At 39.4% G+C, this 24,912-nt stretch carries 21 protein-coding genes; 5 read left to right on the forward strand and 16 right to left on the reverse strand.

Going from position 1 to position 24,912, the window contains the following annotated elements:
- Positions 1-115: 115 nt before the first annotated feature.
- Together ACI3K6_RS12705 and ACI3K6_RS12710 are read right to left on the reverse strand one after the other, a co-directional pair.
- Positions 116-1,357, reverse strand: coding sequence for an ATP-binding protein (locus tag ACI3K6_RS12705; protein ID WP_435555116.1), 1,242 nt, complete (start codon positions 1,355-1,357; stop codon positions 116-118).
- A 221-nt stretch (positions 1,358-1,578) separates the two neighbouring features.
- Positions 1,579-2,994, reverse strand: a complete 1,416-nt coding sequence (locus ACI3K6_RS12710; protein ID WP_435555117.1) for an amino acid permease — start codon at positions 2,992-2,994, stop codon at positions 1,579-1,581.
- Between the two features lie 633 nt (positions 2,995-3,627).
- Between ACI3K6_RS12710 and ACI3K6_RS12715 the strand changes: the two genes are divergently transcribed.
- Positions 3,628-5,016 (forward strand): amino acid permease, encoded by a 1,389-nt coding sequence (locus ACI3K6_RS12715; protein WP_435555118.1) that lies wholly within the window; start codon positions 3,628-3,630, stop codon positions 5,014-5,016.
- A gap of 378 nt (positions 5,017-5,394) precedes the next feature.
- Here ACI3K6_RS12715 and ACI3K6_RS12720 read toward each other — a convergent pair whose 3' ends face one another.
- From ACI3K6_RS12720 to ACI3K6_RS12735, 4 genes are all read right to left on the reverse strand, one after another.
- On the reverse strand, positions 5,395-6,420 hold the full coding sequence (locus ACI3K6_RS12720; protein ID WP_435555119.1) for an HD-GYP domain-containing protein: 1,026 nt from the start codon (positions 6,418-6,420) through the stop codon (positions 5,395-5,397).
- Positions 6,421-6,589: 169 nt separating this feature from the next.
- Positions 6,590-7,336 carry a C39 family peptidase gene (locus ACI3K6_RS12725; RefSeq protein WP_435555120.1) on the reverse strand — a complete coding sequence of 249 codons (747 nt, stop codon included), beginning with the start codon at positions 7,334-7,336 and terminating at the stop codon, positions 6,590-6,592.
- Between the two features lie 170 nt (positions 7,337-7,506).
- Positions 7,507-7,935, reverse strand: coding sequence for a threonine/serine exporter family protein (locus tag ACI3K6_RS12730; RefSeq protein ID WP_435555245.1), 429 nt, complete (start codon positions 7,933-7,935; stop codon positions 7,507-7,509).
- 30 nt (positions 7,936-7,965) lie between these two features.
- Positions 7,966-8,727, reverse strand: a complete 762-nt coding sequence (locus ACI3K6_RS12735) for a threonine/serine exporter family protein (protein WP_435555121.1) — start codon at positions 8,725-8,727, stop codon at positions 7,966-7,968.
- 184 nt (positions 8,728-8,911) lie between these two features.
- Between ACI3K6_RS12735 and ACI3K6_RS12740 the strand changes: the two genes are divergently transcribed.
- Both ACI3K6_RS12740 and ACI3K6_RS12745 read left to right on the forward strand, forming a co-directional pair.
- Entirely contained in the window at positions 8,912-10,987 is a 2,076-nt protein-coding gene (locus ACI3K6_RS12740; RefSeq protein ID WP_435555122.1) for a carbon starvation CstA family protein, read from the forward strand.
- Entirely contained in the window at positions 10,980-11,183 is a 204-nt protein-coding gene (locus ACI3K6_RS12745; RefSeq protein WP_435555123.1) for a YbdD/YjiX family protein, read from the forward strand. Before ACI3K6_RS12740 ends, ACI3K6_RS12745 begins: the two co-directional genes overlap by 8 nt.
- An 85-nt stretch (positions 11,184-11,268) precedes the next feature.
- Here ACI3K6_RS12745 and ACI3K6_RS12750 read toward each other — a convergent pair whose 3' ends face one another.
- The 4 genes from ACI3K6_RS12750 to ACI3K6_RS12765 all read right to left on the reverse strand — a co-directional run bounded on the left by ACI3K6_RS12750 (position 11,269) and on the right by ACI3K6_RS12765 (position 14,961).
- On the reverse strand, positions 11,269-11,592 hold the full coding sequence (locus tag ACI3K6_RS12750) for a YrdB family protein (protein ID WP_435555124.1): 324 nt from the start codon (positions 11,590-11,592) through the stop codon (positions 11,269-11,271).
- Positions 11,593-11,617: 25 nt separating this feature from the next.
- Positions 11,618-13,348, reverse strand: coding sequence for an MFS transporter (locus ACI3K6_RS12755; protein WP_435555125.1), 1,731 nt, complete (start codon positions 13,346-13,348; stop codon positions 11,618-11,620).
- A 5-nt stretch (positions 13,349-13,353) separates the two neighbouring features.
- Complete coding sequence (locus ACI3K6_RS12760; RefSeq protein WP_435555126.1) at positions 13,354-13,878, reverse strand: PadR family transcriptional regulator; 525 nt, start codon at positions 13,876-13,878, stop codon at positions 13,354-13,356.
- 162 nt (positions 13,879-14,040) lie between these two features.
- Positions 14,041-14,961: a ketopantoate reductase family protein gene (locus ACI3K6_RS12765; protein ID WP_435555127.1), complete on the reverse strand. Its 921-nt coding sequence runs from the start codon at positions 14,959-14,961 to the stop codon at positions 14,041-14,043.
- Positions 14,962-15,098: 137 nt separating this feature from the next.
- On the opposite strand from ACI3K6_RS12765, the gene ACI3K6_RS12770 reads away from it, so the two are divergent.
- Entirely contained in the window at positions 15,099-15,878 is a 780-nt protein-coding gene (locus ACI3K6_RS12770; protein WP_335481137.1) for a formate/nitrite transporter family protein, read from the forward strand.
- A 103-nt stretch (positions 15,879-15,981) separates the two neighbouring features.
- Here ACI3K6_RS12770 and ACI3K6_RS12775 read toward each other — a convergent pair whose 3' ends face one another.
- The 3 genes from ACI3K6_RS12775 to recQ all read right to left on the reverse strand — a co-directional run bounded on the left by ACI3K6_RS12775 (position 15,982) and on the right by recQ (position 20,662).
- The gene (locus ACI3K6_RS12775; RefSeq protein WP_435555128.1) at positions 15,982-17,619 is read right to left on the reverse strand and encodes a hypothetical protein; all 1,638 of its coding nucleotides are present in this window, start codon (positions 17,617-17,619) and stop codon (positions 15,982-15,984) included.
- Positions 17,620-17,624: 5 nt separating this feature from the next.
- Entirely contained in the window at positions 17,625-18,422 is a 798-nt protein-coding gene (locus ACI3K6_RS12780) for an ABC transporter ATP-binding protein (RefSeq protein WP_435555129.1), read from the reverse strand.
- Between the two features lie 110 nt (positions 18,423-18,532).
- Positions 18,533-20,662, reverse strand: a complete 2,130-nt coding sequence (gene recQ, locus ACI3K6_RS12785; RefSeq protein ID WP_435555130.1) for a DNA helicase RecQ — start codon at positions 20,660-20,662, stop codon at positions 18,533-18,535.
- Positions 20,663-20,764: 102 nt separating this feature from the next.
- Here recQ and ACI3K6_RS12790 point away from each other — a divergent pair, with 102 nt between their 5' ends.
- Positions 20,765-21,406: an HAD family hydrolase gene (locus ACI3K6_RS12790; protein WP_435555246.1), complete on the forward strand. Its 642-nt coding sequence runs from the start codon at positions 20,765-20,767 to the stop codon at positions 21,404-21,406.
- 54 nt (positions 21,407-21,460) lie between these two features.
- Here the strand turns inward: ACI3K6_RS12790 and ACI3K6_RS12795 are convergent, their stop codons facing one another.
- The 3 genes from ACI3K6_RS12795 to ACI3K6_RS12805 form a co-directional block, all read right to left on the reverse strand.
- Positions 21,461-21,835, reverse strand: a complete 375-nt coding sequence (locus ACI3K6_RS12795) for a hypothetical protein (protein ID WP_435555131.1) — start codon at positions 21,833-21,835, stop codon at positions 21,461-21,463.
- A 169-nt stretch (positions 21,836-22,004) separates the two neighbouring features.
- Positions 22,005-23,099 (reverse strand): CaiB/BaiF CoA transferase family protein, encoded by a 1,095-nt coding sequence (locus tag ACI3K6_RS12800; RefSeq protein WP_435555132.1) that lies wholly within the window; start codon positions 23,097-23,099, stop codon positions 22,005-22,007.
- Positions 23,100-23,114: 15 nt separating this feature from the next.
- Positions 23,115-24,689 (reverse strand): fatty acid--CoA ligase, encoded by a 1,575-nt coding sequence (locus tag ACI3K6_RS12805; protein WP_435555133.1) that lies wholly within the window; start codon positions 24,687-24,689, stop codon positions 23,115-23,117.
- Positions 24,690-24,912: the final 223 nt, after the last annotated feature.

The following is a 24,912-nucleotide window of genomic DNA, read 5'->3' on the forward strand; positions in this document are numbered from 1 at the left end:
TTACAAAAAAATTGATTAATATTCGTATTTTAATACCTATTAACTTAGGAAAAAGGTATTATATGTGTTTTAAAAAAAGGGGAATGCTTCTAGCCGAAGTATTCTATATTGATCTTTACTTATTTTTGTTAATCGGCAATTTTATGATTAGGTTTGTCCCTTTTCCTTGTTGACTATCTATCTTCATCTCCCCACTATGATCCTCAATAATCTGATTTGACACCATTAACCCTAAGCCTGTCCCGTCCCTTTTGGTCGAATAAAATGGAGTTCCTAAGCTTGAAATTGCCTCTTGAGAAATCCCACAGCCTTCATCTTCAATTTTAATAGAGATCTGTGAATCATTTAATTGAATTACTGATATATGAATATTGCCCCCATCCGGCATTGCCTCAATTGCATTTTTGATTAAATTAATAAAAACCTGTTTTAACTGGTTTTTATCGCATTCAATTTCCGGCAATTGCTCCTCTACTTTTAACTCAATGTCTACGTTATTCCATTCCGCCTGTTGATGCATCACATTTAAAGTATAATCAATTATTTCTTGTACATCAGCCTTCTCAAACTGGGGTACCTTTGGCTTTCCAATAAACATTAAATCATTGACAATTGAATTTATACGATCCACTTCTTGAATCATGATTCGATAATGGTCATTGGTGTCAGGATAGCGTTCTTTTTGTAATTGAATAAAACCTCGTAGCGAAGCAATAGGATTTCGTATTTCATGACCGATTGCTGTTGCCATTTGTCCAATGATCGCTAACTTTTCTTTTTTGTATAGTTCATTGTTAATTGCAGTTAAGGACTTCAAGTATGATTCGAATCTATTTAACAGTATATAAGTAATCCCTGAGAAAATGGCAATTGAAAAAGCAGGCAATATAGCTTTTGTTGTTAATAGAATTGCAGCCAAAACAAAATATTTCCCTGTCAACCCTAGTGTGACACTCCAATAATATTTTTTATTTAAAAAGATGGGGGAGAAGATCACAAACAATAGTTCTGCAATGTTTCCTGCAGCATATTCATTTTTAGTCCCCATATACCGGATTAAACTATCTGTAACATCCAAAAAGATATAACCTACAAGAATGATATATTTAACAATATATGGATTATCCCTTTTAATAAAGAAGATCCCCACTGGTATAATAGCTAAGTTTAAAATATAAAACCAATATCCTAATCCCTCATTGATTTTCCCAACAGGGTATGTTGGTAAAAAATGCGGAATTACAAAATAACTGATTATGTCAAAAAAAATAAAGATAACGTAAAACAAGAACATAAAAAACTTAATGGCTTTCTTCTCTTCAAAAACCAATTTGGGACTGTTGCTATAGTCATTCATCAAAAATGCTCCTTAATTCCAATTCTTTGCAAAGTTATATTATCATTTCTCCTTATATTCTAACATCTTTATTGAGAATTTTTTACAATAAAATCTATAATACGACATATTTCGACTTTTTAATAACTGGATAATAGTACAGAAGTAAATGACTGAATCACAAAATCCCCATAAAAAAGAAAAAGAATCCCCAATATCTAGGGATTCCCTTCCAATCATTGCTATCCAACTTTTTTCATTTGTACCTTCGTTTCGTTTAATGTAGAGTGCTTGCGGCCATAGCCGAAGTAGATAAACAATCCAATAACAAGCCATACTCCGAAGGCGATCCAAGTTGCTTTCGGTAATTGCAATGCCAGGTAGCCGCAGAATACGAAGGCAAGTATTGGAACATATGGTACGAACGGAACTTTGAAACCGGTCTTCGGTGCTTGATCATTTTTCCGAAGGTATAGAATACCAACTGATACCGTCATAAAGGCGAATAGGGTTCCAATGTTGGTTAGTTCCGCAAGTTTTCCTAGCGGAATTAATCCAGAAAAGATTGACACAATTAACGCTGTGATCCAAGTATTAACCAGTGGAGTTTGCTTTTTCTTGTCTACTTTTGAAAATACTTTTGGCAGTAAGCCATCACGGCTGATTGCATAGAATAAACGCGTTTGTCCATAGATCATTACCAATAATACTGTTGTGATTCCAACAATAGCCCCGATTGAAATAAAGCCTGCCACCCAATCCTGATGGATGTAGTTAAGAGCGAAAGCAACCGGGTTTTTAACTCCAAGATGTTGATAAGGTACAATACCTGTTAAAATCGCGGAAACTGCAATGTATAAAACTGTACAAACAAGTAAGGATGCAATAATCCCGATTGGCATGTTGCGCTGCGGATTTTTTACTTCCTCTGCTGCAGTTGATACTGCATCGAAGCCAATGTAAGCAAAGAATACGGTAGCTGCTCCAGTGGCAACTCCGGAGAAACCGAATGGCATGAATGGTGTCCAGTTAGCTGGTTTTACATACCAAACACCTACCCCAATAAACAAAACTACAACCGCTAATTTAATGATAACCATAATACTGTTGAAGCGTGCTGACTTTTTTACGCCTTGTGTTAAAAGGAATGTGATCAATAAGACAATTAGGACAGCTGGCACATCAATATAAGTTCCGTTGGCAGGATCATAGGCACTAGTAATCGCTTTTGGCAGGTGAATGCCAAATCCGGCAAGTAGCCCTTGTGCATATCCAGACCATCCGCTGGCAACAGCGGAACTGGCAAAGCCATATTCAAGGATTAAATCCCATCCTAAAATCCAGGCAATTAATTCACCGAAAGTTGCATAACTGTAAGTATATGCGCTCCCCGAGACCGGTACAGTTGAAGCAAATTCTGCATAACATAGTGCTGCGAATACACAGGCTAGGCCAGATAATACAAATGAAAGTATAAGCGCCGGTCCAGCATGTTCTGCAGCAGCAACTCCGGTAAGGACGAAAATTCCTGTACCTATAATAGCTCCGATCCCGAGCATGGAGAGATCAAAAGCTCCCAAATCCTTTTTTAACGTTACGTCTTTTTTTCCAACCTCTTGAATAAGAGATTGAATTGACTTTTTTCTAAATAAATCCATATAGGAACCTCCTGGCATAATAATCAAATTTTCGGAAAAGAAAGATAATAAATAATTTCATATTGAAATAATATAATCTTTTTTGTGAAAAATCAATATTTTTCGAGAAATTAATCTATTTGAAAATAATCCCACTGTTTTAAAAGAAAATAAAAGAATTTCGGTAAACTAAATATTATTTCGGTAAAATTACTTAATTTTTGGCACTGTTAAAATTGTCTGTTGATTTCCGCTTCAGGTGCTTCGCTTTCCGCGGGCGTTTCGGCGAGCCTCCTCGGCGCTTGCGCCTGCGGGGTCTCTCCAGAACCGTACTCCCACAGGAGTCTTCGCACCTTCCGCTCCAATCAACAGAGTATAAAAAATCAACACTGTTCTTTAACACAACCTAATTTTTTAAAAAAGAAATACCTCAAGAAATCTTCTCCTAGATATTATCCTTCATTTTTTAGAGTATTAACCTTTTCCTTATCTCTTTTAAATTTACCATTTTGTTCTCTCGATTTATTGGTTGATAGAGATCCTTCCATTCCAACTCTTCCAAGACAGTTTATTACAGAGGCAAATTTTCCTTTAAATCAATCCAAATTTTGTGGGAATAGTAATGGAAATAGGGTTTTGAAAGGAGATACTTAAATGGAACAAGATCTTACCTTTAAGCAAACGGTAAGCCATAAGGAATCTGATAATGAGGAAAAAGGAGAAAAAGGCGATCTCGCTTGGTGGCAGCTGTCTTTAATTGGTATTGGTTCAGTTATTGGCGCCGGCTTTTTTCTAGGAACAGGATTATCCATCAAAACGGCCGGACCTGCAATCTTAATCAACTATATGATTGCTGGAATCACTGCCTATTTTGTCTTTAGTGCTATTGCTGAAATGACAGTAGCTGACCCTCAGCCCGGATCATTTCGTACCTACGCCAAAAAAGCTTACGGGAGATCAATGGGTTTCCTTTCTGGATGGATCTACTGGCTTGCGGGAATTTTTATTATGTCGAGTGAGGCCGTCGCTTTAGGCACGTTTACACAATATTGGCTTCCGCATGTTCCATTATGGATGTTTACAGTAGGTTATGTTGTAGCTGCCTTTGCCATCAATTTGTTAGGTGTGAGTAACTTTGGAAAAATTGAATCGCTGTTTGGGATAATCAAGCTTTCTACATTAGTTATTTTTATCTTTTTTGGCTTACTGATTTTATTTCATATGATTGCTCCACAACCAGAGCCATTAAACGTTTCAAACGTGGTGAATCCGCTTTTTCCAAAAGGCTTCAGCGGCATGTGGTCTGCGTTAATATTTGTGTTTTTCTCGTTTGGAGGTATTGAAGTAATGGGTGTTGCCTCCTCAGAATTGAAAAATAAACATGAAGTACCAAAAGCAGGCACGGCCATGATGATTTCTTTGGTAGGAGTCTATATTCTTTCGATTTTCTTTATCCTATATTTCGTTTCCTGGACTAAAATCAATGAATCCGAAAGCCCCTTTGTGACATCCTTAGCGAATTTCAATATTCCCTTTATCGGTTCAATTTTTAACGTCATCATTATTAGTGCCGCCTTTTCGACGATGGTCGGAGCGTTGTTTTCCGTTACGAATATCCTGATTTCCTTGGCAAAGGACCAGGATGCTCCAAAAACCTTTGCCCATAAAAGCAAAAGAGGAACGCCGTTCAAAGCATTGTTTTTAACAGGGGCCGCTTTGGCCATTTCGCTTATCATGTCATTTATTTTGCCTGGAAAATTATATGAGTATATAACGACAGCTGCAGGGGTCATGCTCATTTTAAACTGGATCATAATCCTGTCAACACAAGTAAAGTTGCGAAAGCAAATGAAAGCCGGTACTTTTAAAATGTTTGGGTCTCCTTACACCTCCTATCTCGGTATTTTGTTCATTCTTATAACAGTGGCTGGCGGATTTATGCATGCTACTCAAAGAATGGGTGTGATCATTAGCCTTGGGCTGGTGGCCGTCATCGCGATCACCTATTGGCTGTTTGTAAAAAAAAGGGATGCAAGTATGTAAATGGATATTGACAATCCATCATTATAAGAGTAATATTATATTTTGTGCTTACAATTATTTGTAACTTGAGTTTATTGAAGAAACCACAATGTAAGAATTATTACTGGCTTTCCACTATTGTTTTTCGGAAAGACTTATTCACACTGGAACGGCCTCGGAGCCGTAAGGATGTAAGAGAGGTAGGGCTTACGTCGTTTAGGTTTAAAAACCTGCTGGTGGAAAAATGTACCGCGGCACGATTGTTTAATAACATTGTTTAGTTTTTACATGAAGATATAGTTCATTAACTTGCAGCGATCAAGTTACATCATATGTTTCTAAATGAAAGCAAAGAAGGCAGAGGGATCAATGATTCCTCTGCCTTCGCCAATTCTACACCTAAAGGTTTGCAACCTGAAGAAGTGTCAGGTTCTCCTTGATCAGGTTTAACGGCTGAAACCCTTCTATTCTTAAAATGGGCTGATTGGGATAATTAGGTTCAACCTCCATAATTTCAGCCATTTTCCCATTTCGCAAGGAAATTTGCATTCCTTTGGATAAAGACATTAAGTAATACGTAAATGGTAAAACAATACTCTCATCTAGCCGCTTTGCATTGACATCTTTTATTAATTCTTCAATTGCGAAAAAAATAGTTCGCGGCTGCTTATAGACACGTACTGAACAAATGGCATCAAATGTATCGGCAACAGAGAGAATCCGGACAAATAAAGGAAGTTGTTCTCCTGTGAATCGATTAGGGTACCCAGAGCCATCGAGACGCTCGTGATGCTTTAAAACTCCTTCTAAAATATCTAGGCTTAACGAAGTCGAAACAAGCAGGTCATAACCCAGTGTAGGATGTTGTTTTATTAATTCAAACTCTTCATCTGTTAGTCTAGAGGGTTTGTTAAGAATGAAAGGATCAATTTTAAATTTACCAACATCATGAAATAGTCCCATTCTGGCTAACATTTGTTGATCGGTTTCTGGCAGGTTGAGAATACTTCCAATTTTACTGGCAACTAATCCGACATTGATGGAGTGTTTAAACAAGTATTCATCCTGTGAAAAGTTTGCCATGATATCCAGGATTTCAATGTCTTTCTCTACAAAGTCTTGATAAAGGGCATCAAATTCAGTCATCATTTCATGAATTTCATGATCCTCAAGGGTGTTTTTTTTACCAATATTTCGCTGTAAATCCTGAATGGATGAAAAAACATTTTTGTAAATCGTTTCATTCAATGTCCAGTTTTGTTTTGACTGTAATTGTTCAAGCTCAGAACGGTAGATAATTTGAGATTGATGCTTGTCCAACCATTCAGCATAATGTGCTGTCAACTTCGTTCCTTTTTTTAACAGTAATATACCTGATTTGGAATAAATATCATCTTTGAGAATCATACCCTTGCTTACTTTCATGTTATAATGCCACCCCTTCCCCTTATAACATGCATTTGTAAAACTTCACATTCCTATTCCCTTTTTCTTGAAATTCCATTGCTTTTAATATAATAGATTAAAAAAAATTGGTAAAGAGCATTCATACTAAAAAAACAAAAAAGCCCAAGTACTGCACTTGGACTTATGTTTATTTTATCGTAATTGCCTGCTTCCCCATTTGTTCCCAAGCCTTAATAAAGGTCCCTCTGTTTAGTTTCATATTTTTTGTACCATAGGGGTCATTGATATAAATATAATTTTGATCATAGCCAGTAATCACGACACTATGCTCATTAAAGGTTATCTCAATCTTACCTTGTGGAGTGTCCCATGTTTGAAGTACAGAAACCGGAGCGAAGTTTGACGTGGTGATAATCCAAACAGGATAACCCTGACCCACCATTTTTAGTACCTCATCAAAGGATTGATTCGTTAGATTTACTGCTCGCCCACCAACATATTTTTGTGCCAGTTCAAAAATCGGGCCATTATAAACTCCCAATCCCGGACCTGTCGCCATGTTACCTACAAATCCTTCATTGGGATTTCCCTTTTTACCATTACCGTAGTTAAACGGAACAGTCTTAATGTTATTAGCTAATTCATTTTTAGTAACATTCACTCCACTATAATTGAGGAGCATGGCCAGGCTTGTCACCTCACAGCCATTGTATAGCATAGGCTGATCCATTTGATTGAACAATGGAACGTCCAAAATAATTTGATCAGGCAGGGTGGGGGCCTCTTTTGGCTCAAGGGCCACTTCACGATTGATTAAAGGTATTGCCTCTTTAATCTGTTGAACTTTAGATTCTATTAAAGTATCATCCAGGATGGATCCCGGTAAGAGGATCAAAACTGCCATAATCAAAAATCCAATAATAAATTTTTTCATTTATGCCTTCCTATCCTTTAAAAAGTAATCATAGTAATATATTACTATATTACCTTATAAGAAATGACTGTATTTAGCCAAAATCTTTCCAATTCTATCATATTTTATTTTTTTATGTTTTCCATAAGATAAAAAAACCCTTTGGCATCGCCAAAAGGTTTTTAGGATTTCTACACTTTATTAGGTCTGGTACTAAGTTTTTTTGTGACTTGATTAATCACTTCAGAAAAAACTAACCCAAAGGCAATTACCCCAGCCAACATTAACACTTTTGCAGCTAATGCAATAGCCGCGTTATAATCATTTTCCACAAAGTTCCTCATAGCATCATATGCCATGCCACCTGGAACCAAAGGTATAATTCCCGCTACACTAAAAATGATGACCGGTGTTTTATAAAACTTGGCTAGCTGTTGGCTTAGCACTGCAATAAATATCGTCGCTGCCAAGGTCGCCAGAACGGCATTATTCGTAAAGTCTTCAAGAATATAATAGAGAACCCATCCCCCCATTCCAATTAATCCACATTTGATTAATGTTTTTTTGGGGGCATTAAAAAGGATGCCAAAGGCACCTGTTGCAATAAAGCTGGTTACCATCTGTCCGACAATCTCCACCTGATCTTCCTCCTATAAAAATGATACAACAAAGGCAATTCCGGCTCCGATTGCGAAAGCAGTTAGAAAAGCCTCCGCCCCCTTGGAAAGCCCGGCAATTAAGTGTCCCGCCATTAAATCCCTGATGGCATTAGTCACTAAAAGCCCCGGTACCAGGGTCATAACCGATCCAATAATAATTTTATCCAACTGGTGTCCGAATCCGATTTTAATAAAAATAAACGAAATGAGCCCAATAATAAACGAGGCTAAAAATTCTGAGAAAAACTTGATTGGCACAAAACGATGAAATCTCACAAAGCTAAGATACCCGATCCCACCTGAAATCATCGCTGGAATAAAATCATTCCAGCCGCCATTAAACATGATCATGAAACAGCCACTTGCCAATGATGCAGCCGCTATTTGCACTTTAAATGGAAAGCTCAGATCTAATCCATCAAGTTCTTTCAATTGCTCCATAGCCTCTTCGGGAGTCATCTGACCTTCGCTGATTCTTCGAGAAATACTGTTAACAAGCGCCACCTTTTCTAAATCGGTTGACCGCTCTGAGATTCTAATTAATTTAGTTTTAGTTGGTTCCGTCCCGTCTGCCGAAAAAATAATTCCGGTCGGGGTGACATAACTATGTGATCGTTCAATTCCAAACGACGCAGCCATCCGCATCATAGTATCCTCGACCCGATACGTCTCTCCCCCGCTTTGCAGCATTATTTTTCCAGCCAGCAGGCAAACCTCCATAATTTCATAGGTTTGTTCTGCTTGATTTTTCATATACCTCACCACAATACAATTTTTTTCGTCTTTATAGTTTAATTCATTAGTTAGGTAGGAAGCAATGTACGTTTGTTACTTTATATAAGTAGTACGTACTATCGGAAATTGTCATAAAAGTCTTTCAATTGAAAAAATAATATATTATAATAATGTCATAATATTTGGAAAGGTGGGAAAAATCTTGAAAGCGTTTAAATCAATTATACTCTGGGGCGTAATTGCGGCTCTGGGTGCTGTAGGCTTTGCCATGATGGCTTTAAACAGAGGAGAAAGCATCAATGCGATTTGGCTGTTAACGGCCGCCGTCTGTATTTACGCCATTGCCTACCGCTTTTACAGCAAGTTTATCGCACAAAAAGTTTTTCAGCTCGATGACACTCGAAAGACACCTGCAGAATTACATAATGACGGAAAAGATTATGTTCCAACCAACAAATGGGTCCTGTTTGGCCACCACTTTGCAGCTATAGCCGGTGCAGGTCCACTAGTAGGCCCCATCCTTGCGGCACAAATGGGTTATTTACCGGGTACTCTTTGGATTGTAGTCGGAGTTGTATTAGCCGGTGCTGTACAAGACTTTATCATTCTATTTGGTTCCATGCGCCGAAATGGAAAATCCCTTGGTGAAATGATTAAAGACGAGATGGGCAAAGTAACCGGGATTATCTCCATGATTGGTATTTTAGGTATTATGATTATTTTATTAGCTGTTTTAGCACTGGTTGTTGTTAAGGCACTTGTGGGCAGTCCATGGGGCATGTTCACAATCGCAGCCACGATTCCAATTGCGATTTTCATGGGAATTTATATGCGTTATATTCGGCCGGGACGTGTTGGTGAGGCATCTATTATTGGAATTATTCTTTTAATTTTTGCATTATTTTTTGGACAAACTGTTGCAGAAAATCCAACTTTAGCAAACATGTTTACATTTAAAGGCGAAACCATTGCCATTATGATGATTATTTATGGTTTTATTGCTTCTGTATTACCAGTATGGCTGCTGCTGGCCCCACGTGATTATCTAAGTACTTTCTTAAAGGTTGGTACCATTCTGGCACTTGCTTTAGGAATTGTCATAGTGGCTCCTAATCTTGAGATGGCAGCCGTAACAAAATTCATTGATGGTACGGGACCTGTATTTGCAGGGAATTTATTCCCATTCTTATTTATTACCATCGCCTGCGGTTCTGTATCTGGATTCCATGCTCTTGTTTCCTCCGGTACAACACCTAAAATGATTGAAACGGAATCACATGCCCGTCCAATTGGTTATGGAGCGATGCTGACAGAATCTTTTGTTGCGGTTATGGCAATGATTGCAGCATGTGTACTTCATCCTGGGGTTTATTTTGCGATTAACAGTCCGCCCGCTTTAATCGGTACCGATGTTGTTTCTGCAGCAAAAGCTGTGACCAACATGGGCTTCACCGTATCTCCAAATGATTTAAGCACCATTGCTAAACATGTTGGGGAATCAACCATATTATCAAGAACAGGTGGAGCACCTACACTTGCTATTGGGATGGCGACTATTTTCTCAAAAGTAATTGGCGGAAAAGCGTTAATGGCATTCTGGTATCATTTTGCAATTCTGTTTGAAGCCCTATTTATTTTAACAACGATTGATGCTGGTACCCGAGTTGGCCGATTCATGATTCAAGATTTAATAGGCAATTTCTATAAGCCTTTCGCTAAAACCGAAGCATTAGTACCTAATATCATTGCTACCGCTCTCTGTGTATCGTCCTGGGGATACTTCCTGTACCAAGGTGTTATTGACCCACTTGGAGGAATCAATACGTTGTGGCCGCTATTTGGGATCGCAAACCAGATGTTAGCCGGAATAGCCTTGCTATTAGGGACAACTGTCCTGTTTAAGATGGGAAAAAAAGCATATGTTTGGGTAACCTTACTTCCAACAACATGGCTATTGATTGTGACTTTAACAGCTGGATGGCAAAAGCTTTTCCATGATAATCCGAAGATTGGTTTCTTGGCACACGCGAAAATTTTCAAAGAAGCCCATGATAGTGGGAAAGTTCTCGCTCCTGCTACATCAGCCGCTCAAATGAAGCAGGTTTTGGTGAATGATTATGTGGATGCTACATTGACTACCATATTCATGCTTGTTGTCGTAGTGGTCTTAATCTCGGCTTTACGAATCTGGTTCAAAGTATTAACCAACCATAAACTGCCGTTGCATGAATCTCCATATGTACCACGCAGTGAGAAGGATTTGAAGAAGTATGCTTAATAAATTAAAGGAACTGAAAACCTTACGAAAGCAATTTATTAGTTTGCTTGTTGGAGTTCCCAGCTATGAAACTTATGTAACACATATGCAAACTCATCATCCGAATGATCCGGTTAAATCGCGTAAGGAATTCTTTTGTGAGGCTCAGGAGGCACGATACAATGCCAAGGGTGGCAAAGTGTCGCGCTGCTGCTAGATAAAAATGATCAGCCTGCACCCATTTTTTTGGTGGCAGGCTGTTTATTTTATAAGTACTTCCATAGCACTCTTTTGGGGAAGCTTTATTGCTCCCAAATCTTCAATAATACTAAATTCACTGCAGCTACTACACTATATAAAATTCCAAGTGATTGTTTTCCTGAAAAATAAAGTGCCGCAGCAGCCCCCCCAAATATGACGATTTCAAATAGGAGCCGTGGAAATCCTTGCAAGGAAAAGTTTGCCTTTGGCGAGCCAAACAAGCCCCATAACACAGCCACCAGCATAGGCGCTCCAAGACCTAACAGAACACCGAAAATACGGAATCCCCAATAGCTATAACTGAGCAATGCCAGAATCTCTAACAGGAACCGCACCCCTAAATTGACAGACTTAACCAACTCCACAGTGCCCCCCCTCCTAACGACTAATTTATTCAACTGCTTGTGCTTTTATAACAGGTCCTTCCGGTTTCCTTTTTCGCTCCCAAAAGATAAAGCCGGTAAAAGCGCAAAACAGCACAAACGGTATACTTGTTTTATAAAGTTCAGCAAAGCTTGTAGATATCCTTTTTTTAGCAAAATCCTCTACCTGATGAGAATATGCCTTAACTCTCTTACTGTTTTTGGCAATCTCCTGATCAACCCGTATTTCCACTGCCTTAGTAATCTGTTCTTTTACCGAATTTCTTTGACCTTCAGGGATAGAAGCCAACGTAATTTGAACATTTTTATCAATCAATTGTTGGCGCTCCTCCCGAGAAATCAAGAGGGCTGAACCTTCCTTAGAGCTTTGTTCGTCCTTCATTGATTTCTTTGTTTCGGCTAAAATGTTATTTTTTGTCGTCTCCGAGACATCTAATTTTTCTAGTTTATTCTCAGCATAATGGATGACTTCCAGCTTTTTGTCACTGATCTTATTCGTTAATCCCGCCACAAAAATGGCCACAGCCAATACAACGCCCACTTGCCTCAGCATGGAAAAGACACTCTGAGAGGCAGTTAGCATTTCTCCCTCAAAAGAAGAGGTGCTGGCAATTGTTGCAGATGAGATTACAAAGCTAAAACCCAGCCCCAATAAACTGCATAATAGGATAATTTCTTTTGCTGTGCTGTACAAATTTAGATGTTGTAATAAATAATAGGAGATCCCCATAATACTGAACCCCGCAATCACGGGAATGGTATACCCAATTTTTTTAGTAAGCAAGCCGGCAAAGTTGGAAAAGACAAAGATGGATGCTGAAACTGGAGTAACGAGAAGGGCGGCCTGGAGCTCTGTTTTATGTTGGAAGTTTGTTAAAAACTGTGGGAGTAGAACCATTACTCCGATAAGAAAAATAAAACCTGTAGTGACAATAACAACCGAGCCTGTAAAAACCCGATCTTTAAAAAGATGTAAGTTAATCATTGGCGACTTCGCTCTTTTTTCTACAAAAATAAATAGGAGAATGGAAACAACTGTTACTAGATAACAAATAATCGCTGTGCTGCTGTCCCAGCCCCAGGTATTCCCTTTGATTAAGACGAGGTTTAGCGAAAAGATCGCAGAAACTGAGAAAAGGAGACCCAACCAATCGATTGTTGATTTCACACGTCTTTCACCTTTAATCGTTAATATAAGAAATGAAACAATAATCGCGGCTATACAAATGGGTACATTTACATAAAAAACCCAATGCCAGCTAAGTTTCTCCGTGATAATCCCACCAACAGTCGGTCCTAATGCTGTTGATAATCCTTGTGTCGCACCTAATAGCGTTAAAGGAAGGACACGTTTTTCAATCGGCATGGCTGCAATACCAATGACCATCGAACAGGGAATGAGTATGGCCGCACCCAGGCTTTGCACAAATCTAGCCCCAATCAGGAACTCTCCCCTTGTTGCCAAGCCGCATAAAGCTGATCCGAATCCAAAAATAATTAAGCCTGCGATAAAAAATTTATGTCGACCATACATCTCAGCAAACCTGGCAAGTGGTATCGCTAAAACGGCAATGGTCATCGTGTAAACATTGAGCATCCACGAGCTCGTTTCCAACGACGTATGCAAACCGTCTTGGATAGCCGGCAAAGTAATATTCATGATTGTTGAATCAAGCATACAAACAAATACCCCTAAACACATTAATAGGACAACCTTCATTCCACCCGTACCCTTCATTCATCCTACTCTCCTTTAATTTGTAATTTTTTTAATTCCTCATCAATCATTCCGATAATCATCTGTGACTGGCGAATCCCAAACTCCAACGTAAATCGTTTATGATGTTCCATATCTTCTCCACATGCATCAGCAATTCTTGTCAGATTATCGAACATATCCTGATTCTTATCACGCTCCTCAAGCAGCCATTCACGGATTTTATCCTTTGTTGAAAATCGGCCAAAAAAGATGCGGATGAGGATATCCGATCTTGTCACTGTTGGGTTAATCGGACTGTTTAAATATTGCTGAAACTGCTCTTTCCCACTTTCGGTAATACCATATAAATTCTTATTCGGTTTCCCTTCCTGCTGGATGACCCTTTTTTCCACCAGCCCTTCTTTTTCCATCTTCCGTAATGCAGGGTAAATAGCTCCAAATGATGCATCGAAAAAGTAAGAAACTGAATTCTCCATCATTTGCTTAATATCATAACCACTCATTTGTTCATCATATAAAAAGCCGAGAATAACATCTTGGATATTCATTGTATATCACACCTCAATATTATTTATGTTTATATTATCATTGTTAATATAAACAATGTCAATAATAAACTTTTTCAGATTTGTAAAACAGGACAAAAAATTTAAGGCTACATTAAAACAAGCATCCGATAAAATAATCGGATGCTTGTTTGTCTGTTCGTATTATACTAACAACTGTTTTTCATAAATTTTTAAATTAGCATAGACACTTTCTAATACCGGGACCTGTAGGTGATCTTTGCGGGCCATTTCTAATAAATACCCTTGTAAATGATCTGCTTCTACCGGCAGTGTTTTCTCCATATCCCTCTGCATGGAGGATTTCATCTCAAATCCTAGCCCATTTATTTGCTCGACAATGTTGTTTTGAATATCTTCTGTAAACGGGGCACCTGCCGACTTCATAACTGAAATAATTTCTTGTAACAATCGGTCCATGGTTGTTTTACCTTCAGGCAACTCACGAATTGGGCCTATTGGCGCTCTCATCAATGTGGTGATCCCTGACATTACCGCAATAAACAAATACTTATTCCACAAATCCTGGCTAATGTTTTCACTTAACCGATATCCTGTTTTCGTTCCGCTAAAAGCAGCCTCAACTTTTGAGATTCGTTCAGACCTTACGCCATTTAGCTCTCCGAATACAATATCATGCTTGGTGCTTGTTTGAATCACTCTTCCTTCTTTATCCAGAGTACTTTCTATAAAGCAAAGTCCGCCGATCACTTTCTCAGCGCCAAATTCCGCTGCCAGTTTATCATAATGCAAGAGTCCATTTAATAATGGCAATATCATGGTATCCTTTCCTACATAGCGCCGAATACTCTCGATTGCCCCATTTAAATGATAGGCCTTTGTTGAGAGTATAATTAAACTAAATGGCTCTGCATCCTCTCCGGCAACCATTGTATTTGGAAAAAGAATAGCATTGCCGTGAACACTCTCAATAGCCAGTCCAGTGTCTTTCAGCTTATTTCTTCTTCCCTCTCTTACTAAAAAAGTGACGTCCTCTCCTTTTTCAAGTAACCGACCGCCAAAATAACCACCAACAGCTCCTGCACCAACCACTAAGATTCTCATCCAGTCCCCCCCGATGTACTTACTTCTAAAACCAGTATAAAGGATAGAAAAAAGATGGAAAAGTATTCCGCCACATATTCCGGCCTTTTCTGTTCAAAATAAAGGATAAATTAGGAAATGGATTGGTGGTTAGCCCAATGGAAATGGAATCTTTAAGGGAAGTCGAAAAATTAGCGTTGAAAAAGGTGACAATATTTAGACAAAGTCTATTACGTTACATTTTACGGGCCATGCTTGCCAGTATGTTTATAGGATTTGGCGTGATTGTTGCCTTTAAAACGGGAAATTATTTTTACATGGAACATTCACCGTTCACCTACCCGATGGCGGCCATAACCTTTGGTGCAGCCATTATATTAATCGCATATGGCGGCGGTGACCTATTTACGGGAAATACCTTTTATTACACATACGCGGCATTTCGGCGTAAGCTCTCCTGGTCTGAGGTAATAAGATTATGGGTTTGCAGTTATATTGGCAATATTTTAGGGGCTGCTGCCTTTGCCTTTATGATTTTTACCACCGGGTTGTTCGCCGAATCAACGGTAAATGGCTTTTTACTTAGTGTGGTGGATAAAAAAATGCATGTGCCGACCGTTGAATTATTTTTCAGAGCGATTCTTTGTAATTGGCTTGTTTGTTTAGCTTTCTTTTTACCAATGGGACTAAAAGGGGATGGCCCCAAAATGTTTGCCATGATGCTGTTTGTGTTTTGCTTCTTTATATCCGGTTATGAGCACAGCATTGCCAATATGTGTACCTTCGCCATAGCCTTAGTCCTCAATCATCCTGGAACGATTTCATGGGGCGGTGTTATTCATAATCTTGTTCCCGTCACGATAGGAAATTTATTTGGCGGCGGTGTCCTAATGGCATTTATGTATTACTACGTAAACAAGCCCTTTCTTGACGATTAGTTTTCGACAAATTTCCAAGGAAATAACAACAAAAAAAGAGAGTAAAATGAATGACCAAATAAAAAGCTGTCATTAGTCACTTCAGACCAATGGCAGCTTTGTATTATCGGATAGACCAAATGGTTTTATAGGCTCGTTTCCAAGAAAATAATGTGATGACGCTTAGAATAATCAGGTAAATAAACACACCGAAAGGAATAAAGGTAACCGCAAAATGGATGCCAATAAAAATGCCGATTAAAAGAAGAGCACCGATCATTTGCAGTCCCCCATTCTGCTTAACATCCTGAAAGGACTCTGAAAATGGCAAGGTACCTTTAAGAAAGATCGTACTAATGACAGTATAGAGAACAGCTGTAACCATTACTACTACTAGATCAGGAATCACCTTAAATCCAAAGATTCCAATAAAAATAATACATAAAATAAAATAAACTGGAAAAAAGAGGTTGACGATAAATACCTTTAATACCCCACTAAACAATGGGGCTAAATTATGAAGGGGTGCTGCTCTAAATACCCAAGCCCCCTTATATTTCCCTGAGTATTTCAACATGGTAACTGCACCGGGAATCATTGTGCAGGACATGTAAATGGTGAGATACCATTTACTTTCTACTAAATGGGCATAAGAATTCATTTGAATCTCATTGAACATGAATATAAACGGAAAAACTAATGACATACCGAGTGAAGGATATACCTTTAAACGAAATTCCCTTTCATTCCGCATCATATGATCTGCAAATCGGAAAAACATTTTCTCTTCATTATTCCTGCATAACAATTTGACCACTATATTTTTCCATTTGCGCTCTTTTCGTTTGCCCTCACCACTATTATTCGATAATTTTTGTAAATTCTGCTCGAATGAAGGCAACATCCGAGCATAGATCATAATTGCGAGAATCGGGACAATCAGTGCTAACACTGAATAAATATAAAGGGTTTGATTGACCAGATGCCCAAAAATTAATTCGAATGGAGCTCCGAACCAAATGGGAGGAACAAGGAACTGCCACCAACTAGGTGTAAAGGTAATTTTCAAATCTACTATACTAAACGCCCTTACCAAAATTTGATAGCCTACTGCAATCGAGATTGATAACCCTATTTGGACATAATTAATAATATCCTTTAATTTTTCTCCATCAAAAAAGCGCAAAATAAAATAATAGATGATGGCTGTTAAAACAACTATAAATAAATCTAGAAGTAAGAGTCCAAGTAAGGATAAAAGAAAGAATAACAGCCCATGTCTAAAAGCTCCCACAATCATAGGCACAGCAGATATGGCTATAGTAAGAAAAAATAAATAAATCGAGATATGAACCGTTTTAGCAGCACTAACGGTTTTTTTGTTGATCGGCTTGGTCAGCAAAATCCCTTTGTCTCTTACGTCAAGCAGTACATTGGAAAAGTCAGAAATCATCGATGTCATTACGAGGAACATGACGATCCCATAAAAGAGACTCATTTGATAAAGATAGCTTGTTCCAAGATTGACAACAGGTATCAGCATGAGGCTCATTAATACATAGATCCACAGCGACTTAATAAATCCATTCTCTTCCGGTTTTTTCTTTTTGTTTCCCTGTTGATTAAAAATGGTTGGTGTCCTGCGACCATCCATCGTAAGTTTAACCACTAGGATTTTTCTCATGATAGGATAATCTACACCAAGCCTTTCAAAAAAACCGCTAAATGCATCCAAGATTTTTAAAGTTCGGAAATCTTTCACGGTCTCTACACCTCTTGAACAATGGAGACAAATGCTTCTGCCATTTCCTGATGTTCATTAAAACCAGTCAGTTGGTTAAAAATTTGCTCCAAAGACCCTTCTTTATTTTGCTCCTTTAAATCGTTGAAACTGCCGTCGGCCACAATGATCCCATCATTAATTAAAATGATTCGACTGCTTATTTTCTCAACCACATCCATGATATGGGAGGAATAAAAGATGGTTTTTCCCTGGGCAGCCAGAATGGCCAGAATTTCTTTAAAAACCATAACACTATTGGCATCAAGTCCACTAAGCGGCTCATCTAAAAATAATAAATCTGGATTATGTATTAAACTGGATATAATCAATACCTTTTGCCGCATTCCTTTTGAAAAAGAAGCGATGCGCGAGTCATATACACCTTCAAGTCCAAAGACCTTCATCAGTTTTTGCGCCTTCTCATCTGCCTTGGCGAGCTCCATTCCGTAAAGTTCTCCAATAAAAGTTAAGTACTCTCTTGCCGTGAGATTATCATACAGTTCGGCAATTTCCGGGACATAACCGATTTTCCTCTTATAATCAATATTCTTTTCATTTAAGGTCTCACCCAGTATTTCTACAGTTCCGGTAAAGTCAGTTTCAAGACCAAGCAAGATTTTGATGGTGGTACTTTTTCCGGCACCATTTGGCCCGATATATCCGATGATTTGTCCACGTTTTACGGACAAATCAATTCCCTTTAAGACACTTTTTGATCCATAATTCTTCTTTAATTCCTTAATGCTAATCACAACTTCTTGATTTGTTTCGATGGTCCTCACCCTCTTAACGTTACTTATTTCAATTTTAACATAATTTTCCTATAATTCTATCATAAGCCCTAATAACAAAAAATGGCTGAACCTTTATTTGTCACAGTTCAGCCATTTCTTTATTTTTTCTTACTTAAATAATAGACATATACCTTAATCATAAAATAACTTACTTCTTCGGGTAGCATTTCCTTTATCGGTTTGAGGCGTTCTCGGCCGGCTTTTTCCACTGCATGTTCAAGGAGTGGTATAAATTCACTAGGTATGAGACTTAAAAAATCTACCTCCATCCCCTGTTGGGCACATTGGAGAAGATGATTTTCTACCGTGCTGACCGCCAATTCACGCTGCTTGGCGATTTCTTGTATAGAGAGGTGATTTTGATGCATTTGGTACGTTTCTAAATGGGAGTCCCCCACTGCCTTTTTAGCAGACCTTTTAGGAGCAACCGGGACTGGATTATTTTCACTTTGATAGTCGGGGTTTTCTTCATAAAATTCGAGAATCGCCTTGATAAATTCCTGTCCATATTTCTCCAGCTTTTGCTCACCAACCCCACTGACTTGTAAAAATTCTTCACTGGTTAATGGCAGTTTAGCACACATATCCTGAAGGGTAGCATCGGAAAAAATGACAAATGGCGGGACTTTTTCTGATGCGGCGATCTGTTTGCGTACCTCCCGTAATATCTCAAACAGAGGATCCGTTTTGGATACTTGTTTGACTTGCACCGTTTCTCTTCTAGATACTTGTTCTTTCCCAAGGAGTACCTCTTTTCCTTTAGGAGAAACATAAATGGTTGGATAGGTCCCTTGTTCAATGGCGATTAGCTCCTGAGAAATCAAAAATTCAATGAAATCTCCCACGTCCTTGGCACTCTGATCCTTCATGATTCCATAGGTAGACAGTTTTTCAAATCCCATTTCAGTCACTTTCTTATTTTTCGAACCGGTTAATACCTGGGCTGTTATGTTTTTGCCAAATCGCTGCCCCATCCGAATCACGCAGGATAACACCATTTGTGCTTCTTTGGTCACATCAACGCTTGACCGCGAATCCGTACAGTTTCCGCACCGCCCACATTGCTCAGTTTCTGTCTCACCAAAGTATTTTAAGATAAACTCCTGTAGGCAGCTTTCCGTATGGCAGTAATCAACCATTTGCTGAAGCTTTTCCAGCTCTTTTGTGATACGGTTTCTATCTGTTGATTGTTCAATCAGAAAGCGCTGGATCTGCACATCCTGTGGCGAATACAGAACGATACATTCACTATCCAGCCCGTCTCGTCCGGCACGGCCTGCCTCCTGGTAATAGCTCTCCATATTTTTTGGAAGTTGAAGATGCACCACAAAACGGATATTACTTTTATCGATTCCCATCCCAAAGGCAGAGGTGGCAACCATAACCGAGGCTTGGTCGGTTAAAAAGCGTTCCTGTTCCGCATTGCGTTCTTGATCATTCATACCTGCATGATACCTGGCAGCATTAATGTTTTCTTTTTGCAGCCGTTCATATAGGGTATCTACATTTTTTCGCGTCGCCGCATAGATGATTCCTGCTTCTTTTTCATTCTTTTTCAAGTATTGCAAAAGGTACTTCCAGCGATCTTGTCCCTTAATAACCGAAAAGGATAAGTTAACACGTTCGAAACCGGTAATGATGGAGTGGTTCTCTTGAATAGCAAGCAGTTCACAGATATCCTCTCGCACTTTTGGGGTTGCGGTTGCCGTTAAGGCGAGCACGATTGGCTTTTGGTGGAGGCAGTTGATCATTTTGCTAATTTGGCGATAGCTTGGACGAAAATCATGTCCCCATTGTGAGATACAGTGAGCCTCGTCCACAGCTACCATCGGAATCTCCATACTTTTTAGCTCAGCAATAAATTCAGGAGAATCTAATCGTTCAGGAGCGATGTAAAGCAATTTAACCTTTCCTTGCTTAGCAGCCTGAATTCGATCATTCGCTTCATTGTAGCTGATAGAACTGTTAATAAATGTTGCAGGAATACCATTTTGAATGAGGGAATCAACCTGATCTTTCATCAAGGAGATCAGTGGGGAAATAACGATTGTGGTACCTGGAAGAATCATCGCAGGAATTTGATAGCAAATCGATTTGCCGCCACCAGTTGGCATCACACAAATCGTATTATTCCCTGACAGCACAGAACGAATTGCCTGCTCTTGACCTATGCGGAAGGAATTATAGCCAAAATAAGTTTGTAACAGAGGCAAAGCTTTTTCAAACAAATTCATTTCTCCTTTCTTATCAATCTCTAAAATAGCATATCATATTTTTAAAATTAATATATAATTTGTATATAAGTGACATTTCAGGAGGTAAACATGGCAATGAAAGCAGTCATATTTGATTTTGATGGAACGATTGTTGATACGGAGTCGATGTGGTTTGAAGGGTTTAAAGAATTGCTGGATGAGCGATTCCAAATCGAGTTGCCGCTTGATATTTTTGCGAAGTGTGTTGGGACAACGGATGAAACTTTATTTCAGTATATAGAATCTCAAACGGGAACGGCTGTAAACCCACAAGAACTAAGCCAAACAGTTAGAGACCGATTTTCTGAAAAATTGACCAAGCTGGAACTTCGTGAGGGAGTAAGGGAGTTACTTGAGGAAATTAAACAATTAGGCTATGTAATTGGGCTTGCTTCCAGCTCTTCAAAGGAATGGGTGGAGCGATTCCTTATTCAATTTGAACTTATGGATTATTTCTCTGTCATTAAGACGAAAGAGGATGTTTTAAGAGTCAAACCTGACCCGGCCCTATATCAAAAGGCGTTAGAGGAATTGCAAATTGAACCAGCTGAGGCAGTGGCCATCGAAGATTCGGTGAATGGATCCATGGCTGCTATTGACGCCGGGATGAAATGTGTGGTCATCCCTAATCAGGTCACCTCGTTTTTAAATTTTCACGAAAAGACCATTCGCTTTGAATCGTTTGCTGATTTTAACTTTAGTAAAATTTGCGGGTAAACATATTTTATAAAGCCTACTCTAAGATGCAGTCTTAGCTCTATGAAATATAGACTAAGGCTGCTTTTTATTTAGTTTCTCCTTTTCTAATCGATCTTGAATTTCCCCTGCAAAAATCCCTAATAGCATGGATAGATGTCCAGCAGAAACATGGATCATTTGTTCAGGTTCTGTTTGATAGCAAATATAGTAAAATAATGCAATGACAAAGATGGAAAAAACTAATTGATTGGATAAAGAGGCTTTTCGTTTAAATCCCAGTGCGAAACCAAGGCAAGAGTTAATGATGTAGGCAGTATCAAATGAATGAGTAAAATTGCCGAATATCATAACCATTAAGAAGGAAATGAAAAACATTAACATCGTACCTTTGAATCTAAGTTTTCTTACATCATCCAACATATGAATCTCATACCATTTACTCACCATACCATTCCTTTCCTTTTGACTGCCATTCACCTAAATATTAGTTCAACTACGGATATCAGCTTTAATGTTAAAGCCCCCTCAGAAAGCTTTCTGAAGGGGTTTCTTCATTTTTTGTGTAAATCATTTCATTCAAAGAATAATGTTACTAAGTAAAGATTGATTCAGAAATTCACATTAAAATATTCTTCAAAATTTGTTCCCGGTGCTCTCCTTTTTTGGGTGGAGGGGTTAACGATTCTAGTTTCAGGTCACTATGCATTTTAACCTGGTAATCTCCCCAAGAAGATTTGAATACCAGCTCTTTTTCTATAAAATAAGGATTTTCGGTGAGTTCCCCCACTTCCAAAACTGGTGCCATGCAGCAATCAACCTTCTGGGAGAATTCAATCCACTCATAGAAGGATTTACTCATAAACAAGGCGGTAATTTCATGGAAAACAGGGTTTTCCTGATTGTTTTTTGAAAAATGGCTGTTGATCCAGTCCTCACGACCGTGCGCCAAACAAAAATTATGCCAAAACTTCGGCTCCAGCGCACCAAGACTCATATACCGACCATCCATCGTTTCATAAATCGCGTAGGAGATCACACTACCGTTTAGGACAGGTACTCCAGTGCCTTGACCCGTTTCCTGTTGAACGAGGACATGATTACCCAGCATAGAAACCATTTGATCCGTGATTGAGATAGAATGATAGCTTCCCTTACCAGTAAGTGATTTAGAAACTAGGCCGGCTAAAATCCGTTCGTTTGCGGCAAATCCCCCTACATAATCAGCAAGCGTAATAGATGGATGCACAGGTCTGCCTTGTTGATCCTTTAGTTGAGCCAGCACCCCGCTTAAAGCCATGTAATTGATGTCATGATTACCCAGTTTGCTCAATGAACTGTTCTGCCCAAATCCAGAAATGGAGCAATAGACGATATCTGGCTTTATCTGTTGAACAGTCTCATATCCAAGCCCCAGTTTTTCCATCACCCCTGGTCTAAAACTTTCGATGAGAACGTCAGCATTTGAAATTATTTTTAACGCTACTTGCCTTTCCTCTTCCTCTTTCAGATTAAGAGTGATGCTCTTTTTCTGACGGTTGTTGGCATGAAAAACTAACCCTTCCTTTTGCTTAAAAAATCCTGTATTTCTGGCGGGATCCCCTTCCGGTGACTCCACCTTGATAATTTCTACCCCCAATTCTGCCAGTCTTAAGGTGGCAAACGGTCCAGGAAGGTAATTAGTAAAATCTATGACTTTAATGCCATGTAACATAGTTTAAGTCCTTTCTTACTTGCTTGCTTGATCGGGAGCAAATAGTTCCTCAAGCTGTTTGCGCAGGATAAACTTTTGAATTTTCCCGCTAGCATTTCGGGGCAGTGCTTCACAAAAGTGGTATTTTCGTGGGCGCTTATAATTTGCCAGTTTGTCACTATTTTTACAAAATTCATCCAATTCTTCTTCGGTGATTTTCGGGTCTTTTTTTACAATGAAAGCCGTAACAGTTTCACCCCAACGGTCATCAGGCTGACCGACAACTGCAACATCGAGTACACCCGGATGCCCATGAAGCACATCCTCTACCTCACGCGGGTAAATGTTTTCCCCCCCGCTGATAATCATGTCGTCAACACGGTCATTGACGTATAGATAGCCTTCTTCATCCATATAGCCGATATCACCCGAATGGTACCAGCCTTTGTTCATGGCATTGTGGGTCGCTTCGGGACGATTATAGTAACCTAGCATCATACATGGTCCTTTAACGATAATTTCTCCTGTTTCTCCAGCTGGTACAACATCATCCGGGTCTGACGGTCCATCTTCTCTCGTGCGGACAATCCTAATGTCATGATTTATTGCAGCCTGACCTGCTGAGCCAGCTTTTCTTAGCTGTTCGCCTTCCGACAAGAAGGTAATCGCCGGGCCCATTTCCGTCATCCCATAGGCTTGGATAAGAGAAATGCCGAGACGATCATGCAGTGCATGCACTAGAGATGGTGCCATTGGGGCTGCCCCATATAACCCCAGCTTTAAACTGGATAGATCATATTGACTTAAATCCTCCTGTAGAAGCATGTTCCACATGGTCGGTGCAGCAAACAGTTTCGTGATTTTTTCTTTTTCTATTAATGGAAGAATTGATTTGGGATTGAACTGATGAAGGATAACGTTTTTCGCACCAACGTGAACTCTAGGAAGGAAGGCACAATGAAGCTCTGCACAGTGGAACATCGGTGCTGTAACAAGCCCAACGTCGTCCGCTTCTAATTTCCCTGCTGCGATGCAGAGTAAACTTTGGTCAATCATGCTGCGGTGAATGTGCATGACCCCCTTTGGACGTCCGGTTGTTCCACTGGTGTAGATGAAGGCATACACATCATCTTCCTTGACTTCGATCGTAATGTCATCGGTAGAGGCAGTGGCAACTTTTTCTTCATAACTTGCTGCATATTCCGGTTTGTCCTCGTCAATGTACCAGAACGAGATTTGATCGAAGCGGTTGGCAATGGCAGAAATGACTGGTTCTAATGTCTTTTCAAACAGCACAACCTTTGGGGCGGCATCTGATAAAATAAAGGCCACTTCCTCTGACATGAGTCGGAAGTTGATCGGATTAAACACGGCACCGATTTTGGCACAGGCAAAAAAGGCAGTCCCCAACTCTTCTGTGTTGAACATCAAGGTGGAAACCCGATCGCCTTTTTTTACCCCTTCTTTTAAAAGGGCATTAGCCAACCGGTTAACCTGCTCGTTCCACTCTTTGTATGTGTAACGGACGTTTTTACGAACATCGTAGATTGCTTCCTTGTTAGGGTTTCGTTTTACGGTTAATTCGAATACTTTTCCGATTGTTGTGGTCATTTTATACGCCTCCTATTGGTTGGTTTTTTGGGGGTGGTGGGATTCCGCGAGTTTTTGCGATATTCCCGCGGGGTTCCGTGATATTCCCGCCGGCTTCCTCGGTTTTCCCGCCTGTTTCCGCGATATTCCCGCCGGCTTCCTCGGTTTTCCCGCCTGTTTCCGCGTTATTCCCGCCTGTTTCCGCGTTATTCCCGCCTGTTTCCGCGTTATTCCCGCCAGCGTA

Origin of the sequence: Neobacillus solisequens, assembly GCF_051233465.1 — a bacterium.
GTDB lineage: Bacteria > Bacillota > Bacilli > Bacillales > Cytobacillaceae > Neobacillus.

Bases quoted from the DNA above. Each gene is read 5' to 3' on its own strand.
- ACI3K6_RS12705 (WP_435555116.1), bottom strand. From the start codon at position 1,357: ATGAATGACTATAGCAACAGTCCCAAATTGGTTTTTGAAGAGAAGAAA.
- ACI3K6_RS12710 (WP_435555117.1), bottom strand. From the start codon at position 2,994: ATGGATTTATTTAGAAAAAAGTCAATTCAATCTCTTATTCAAGAGGTT.
- ACI3K6_RS12715 (WP_435555118.1), top strand. From the start codon at position 3,628: ATGGAACAAGATCTTACCTTTAAGCAAACGGTAAGCCATAAGGAATCT.
- ACI3K6_RS12720 (WP_435555119.1), bottom strand. From the start codon at position 6,420: ATGAAAGTAAGCAAGGGTATGATTCTCAAAGATGATATTTATTCCAAA.
- ACI3K6_RS12725 (WP_435555120.1), bottom strand. From the start codon at position 7,336: ATGAAAAAATTTATTATTGGATTTTTGATTATGGCAGTTTTGATCCTC.
- ACI3K6_RS12730 (WP_435555245.1), bottom strand. From the start codon at position 7,935: ATGGTAACCAGCTTTATTGCAACAGGTGCCTTTGGCATCCTTTTTAAT.
- ACI3K6_RS12735 (WP_435555121.1), bottom strand. From the start codon at position 8,727: ATGAAAAATCAAGCAGAACAAACCTATGAAATTATGGAGGTTTGCCTG.
- ACI3K6_RS12745 (WP_435555123.1), top strand. From the start codon at position 10,980: ATGCTTAATAAATTAAAGGAACTGAAAACCTTACGAAAGCAATTTATT.
- ACI3K6_RS12755 (WP_435555125.1), bottom strand. From the start codon at position 13,348: ATGAAGGGTACGGGTGGAATGAAGGTTGTCCTATTAATGTGTTTAGGG.
- ACI3K6_RS12760 (WP_435555126.1), bottom strand. From the start codon at position 13,878: ATGAATATCCAAGATGTTATTCTCGGCTTTTTATATGATGAACAAATG.
- ACI3K6_RS12765 (WP_435555127.1), bottom strand. From the start codon at position 14,961: ATGAGAATCTTAGTGGTTGGTGCAGGAGCTGTTGGTGGTTATTTTGGC.
- ACI3K6_RS12770 (WP_335481137.1), top strand. From the start codon at position 15,099: ATGGAAATGGAATCTTTAAGGGAAGTCGAAAAATTAGCGTTGAAAAAG.
- ACI3K6_RS12790 (WP_435555246.1), top strand. From the start codon at position 20,765: ATGAAAGCAGTCATATTTGATTTTGATGGAACGATTGTTGATACGGAG.
- ACI3K6_RS12795 (WP_435555131.1), bottom strand. From the start codon at position 21,835: ATGGTGAGTAAATGGTATGAGATTCATATGTTGGATGATGTAAGAAAA.
- ACI3K6_RS12800 (WP_435555132.1), bottom strand. From the start codon at position 23,099: ATGTTACATGGCATTAAAGTCATAGATTTTACTAATTACCTTCCTGGA.
- ACI3K6_RS12805 (WP_435555133.1), bottom strand. From the start codon at position 24,689: ATGACCACAACAATCGGAAAAGTATTCGAATTAACCGTAAAACGAAAC.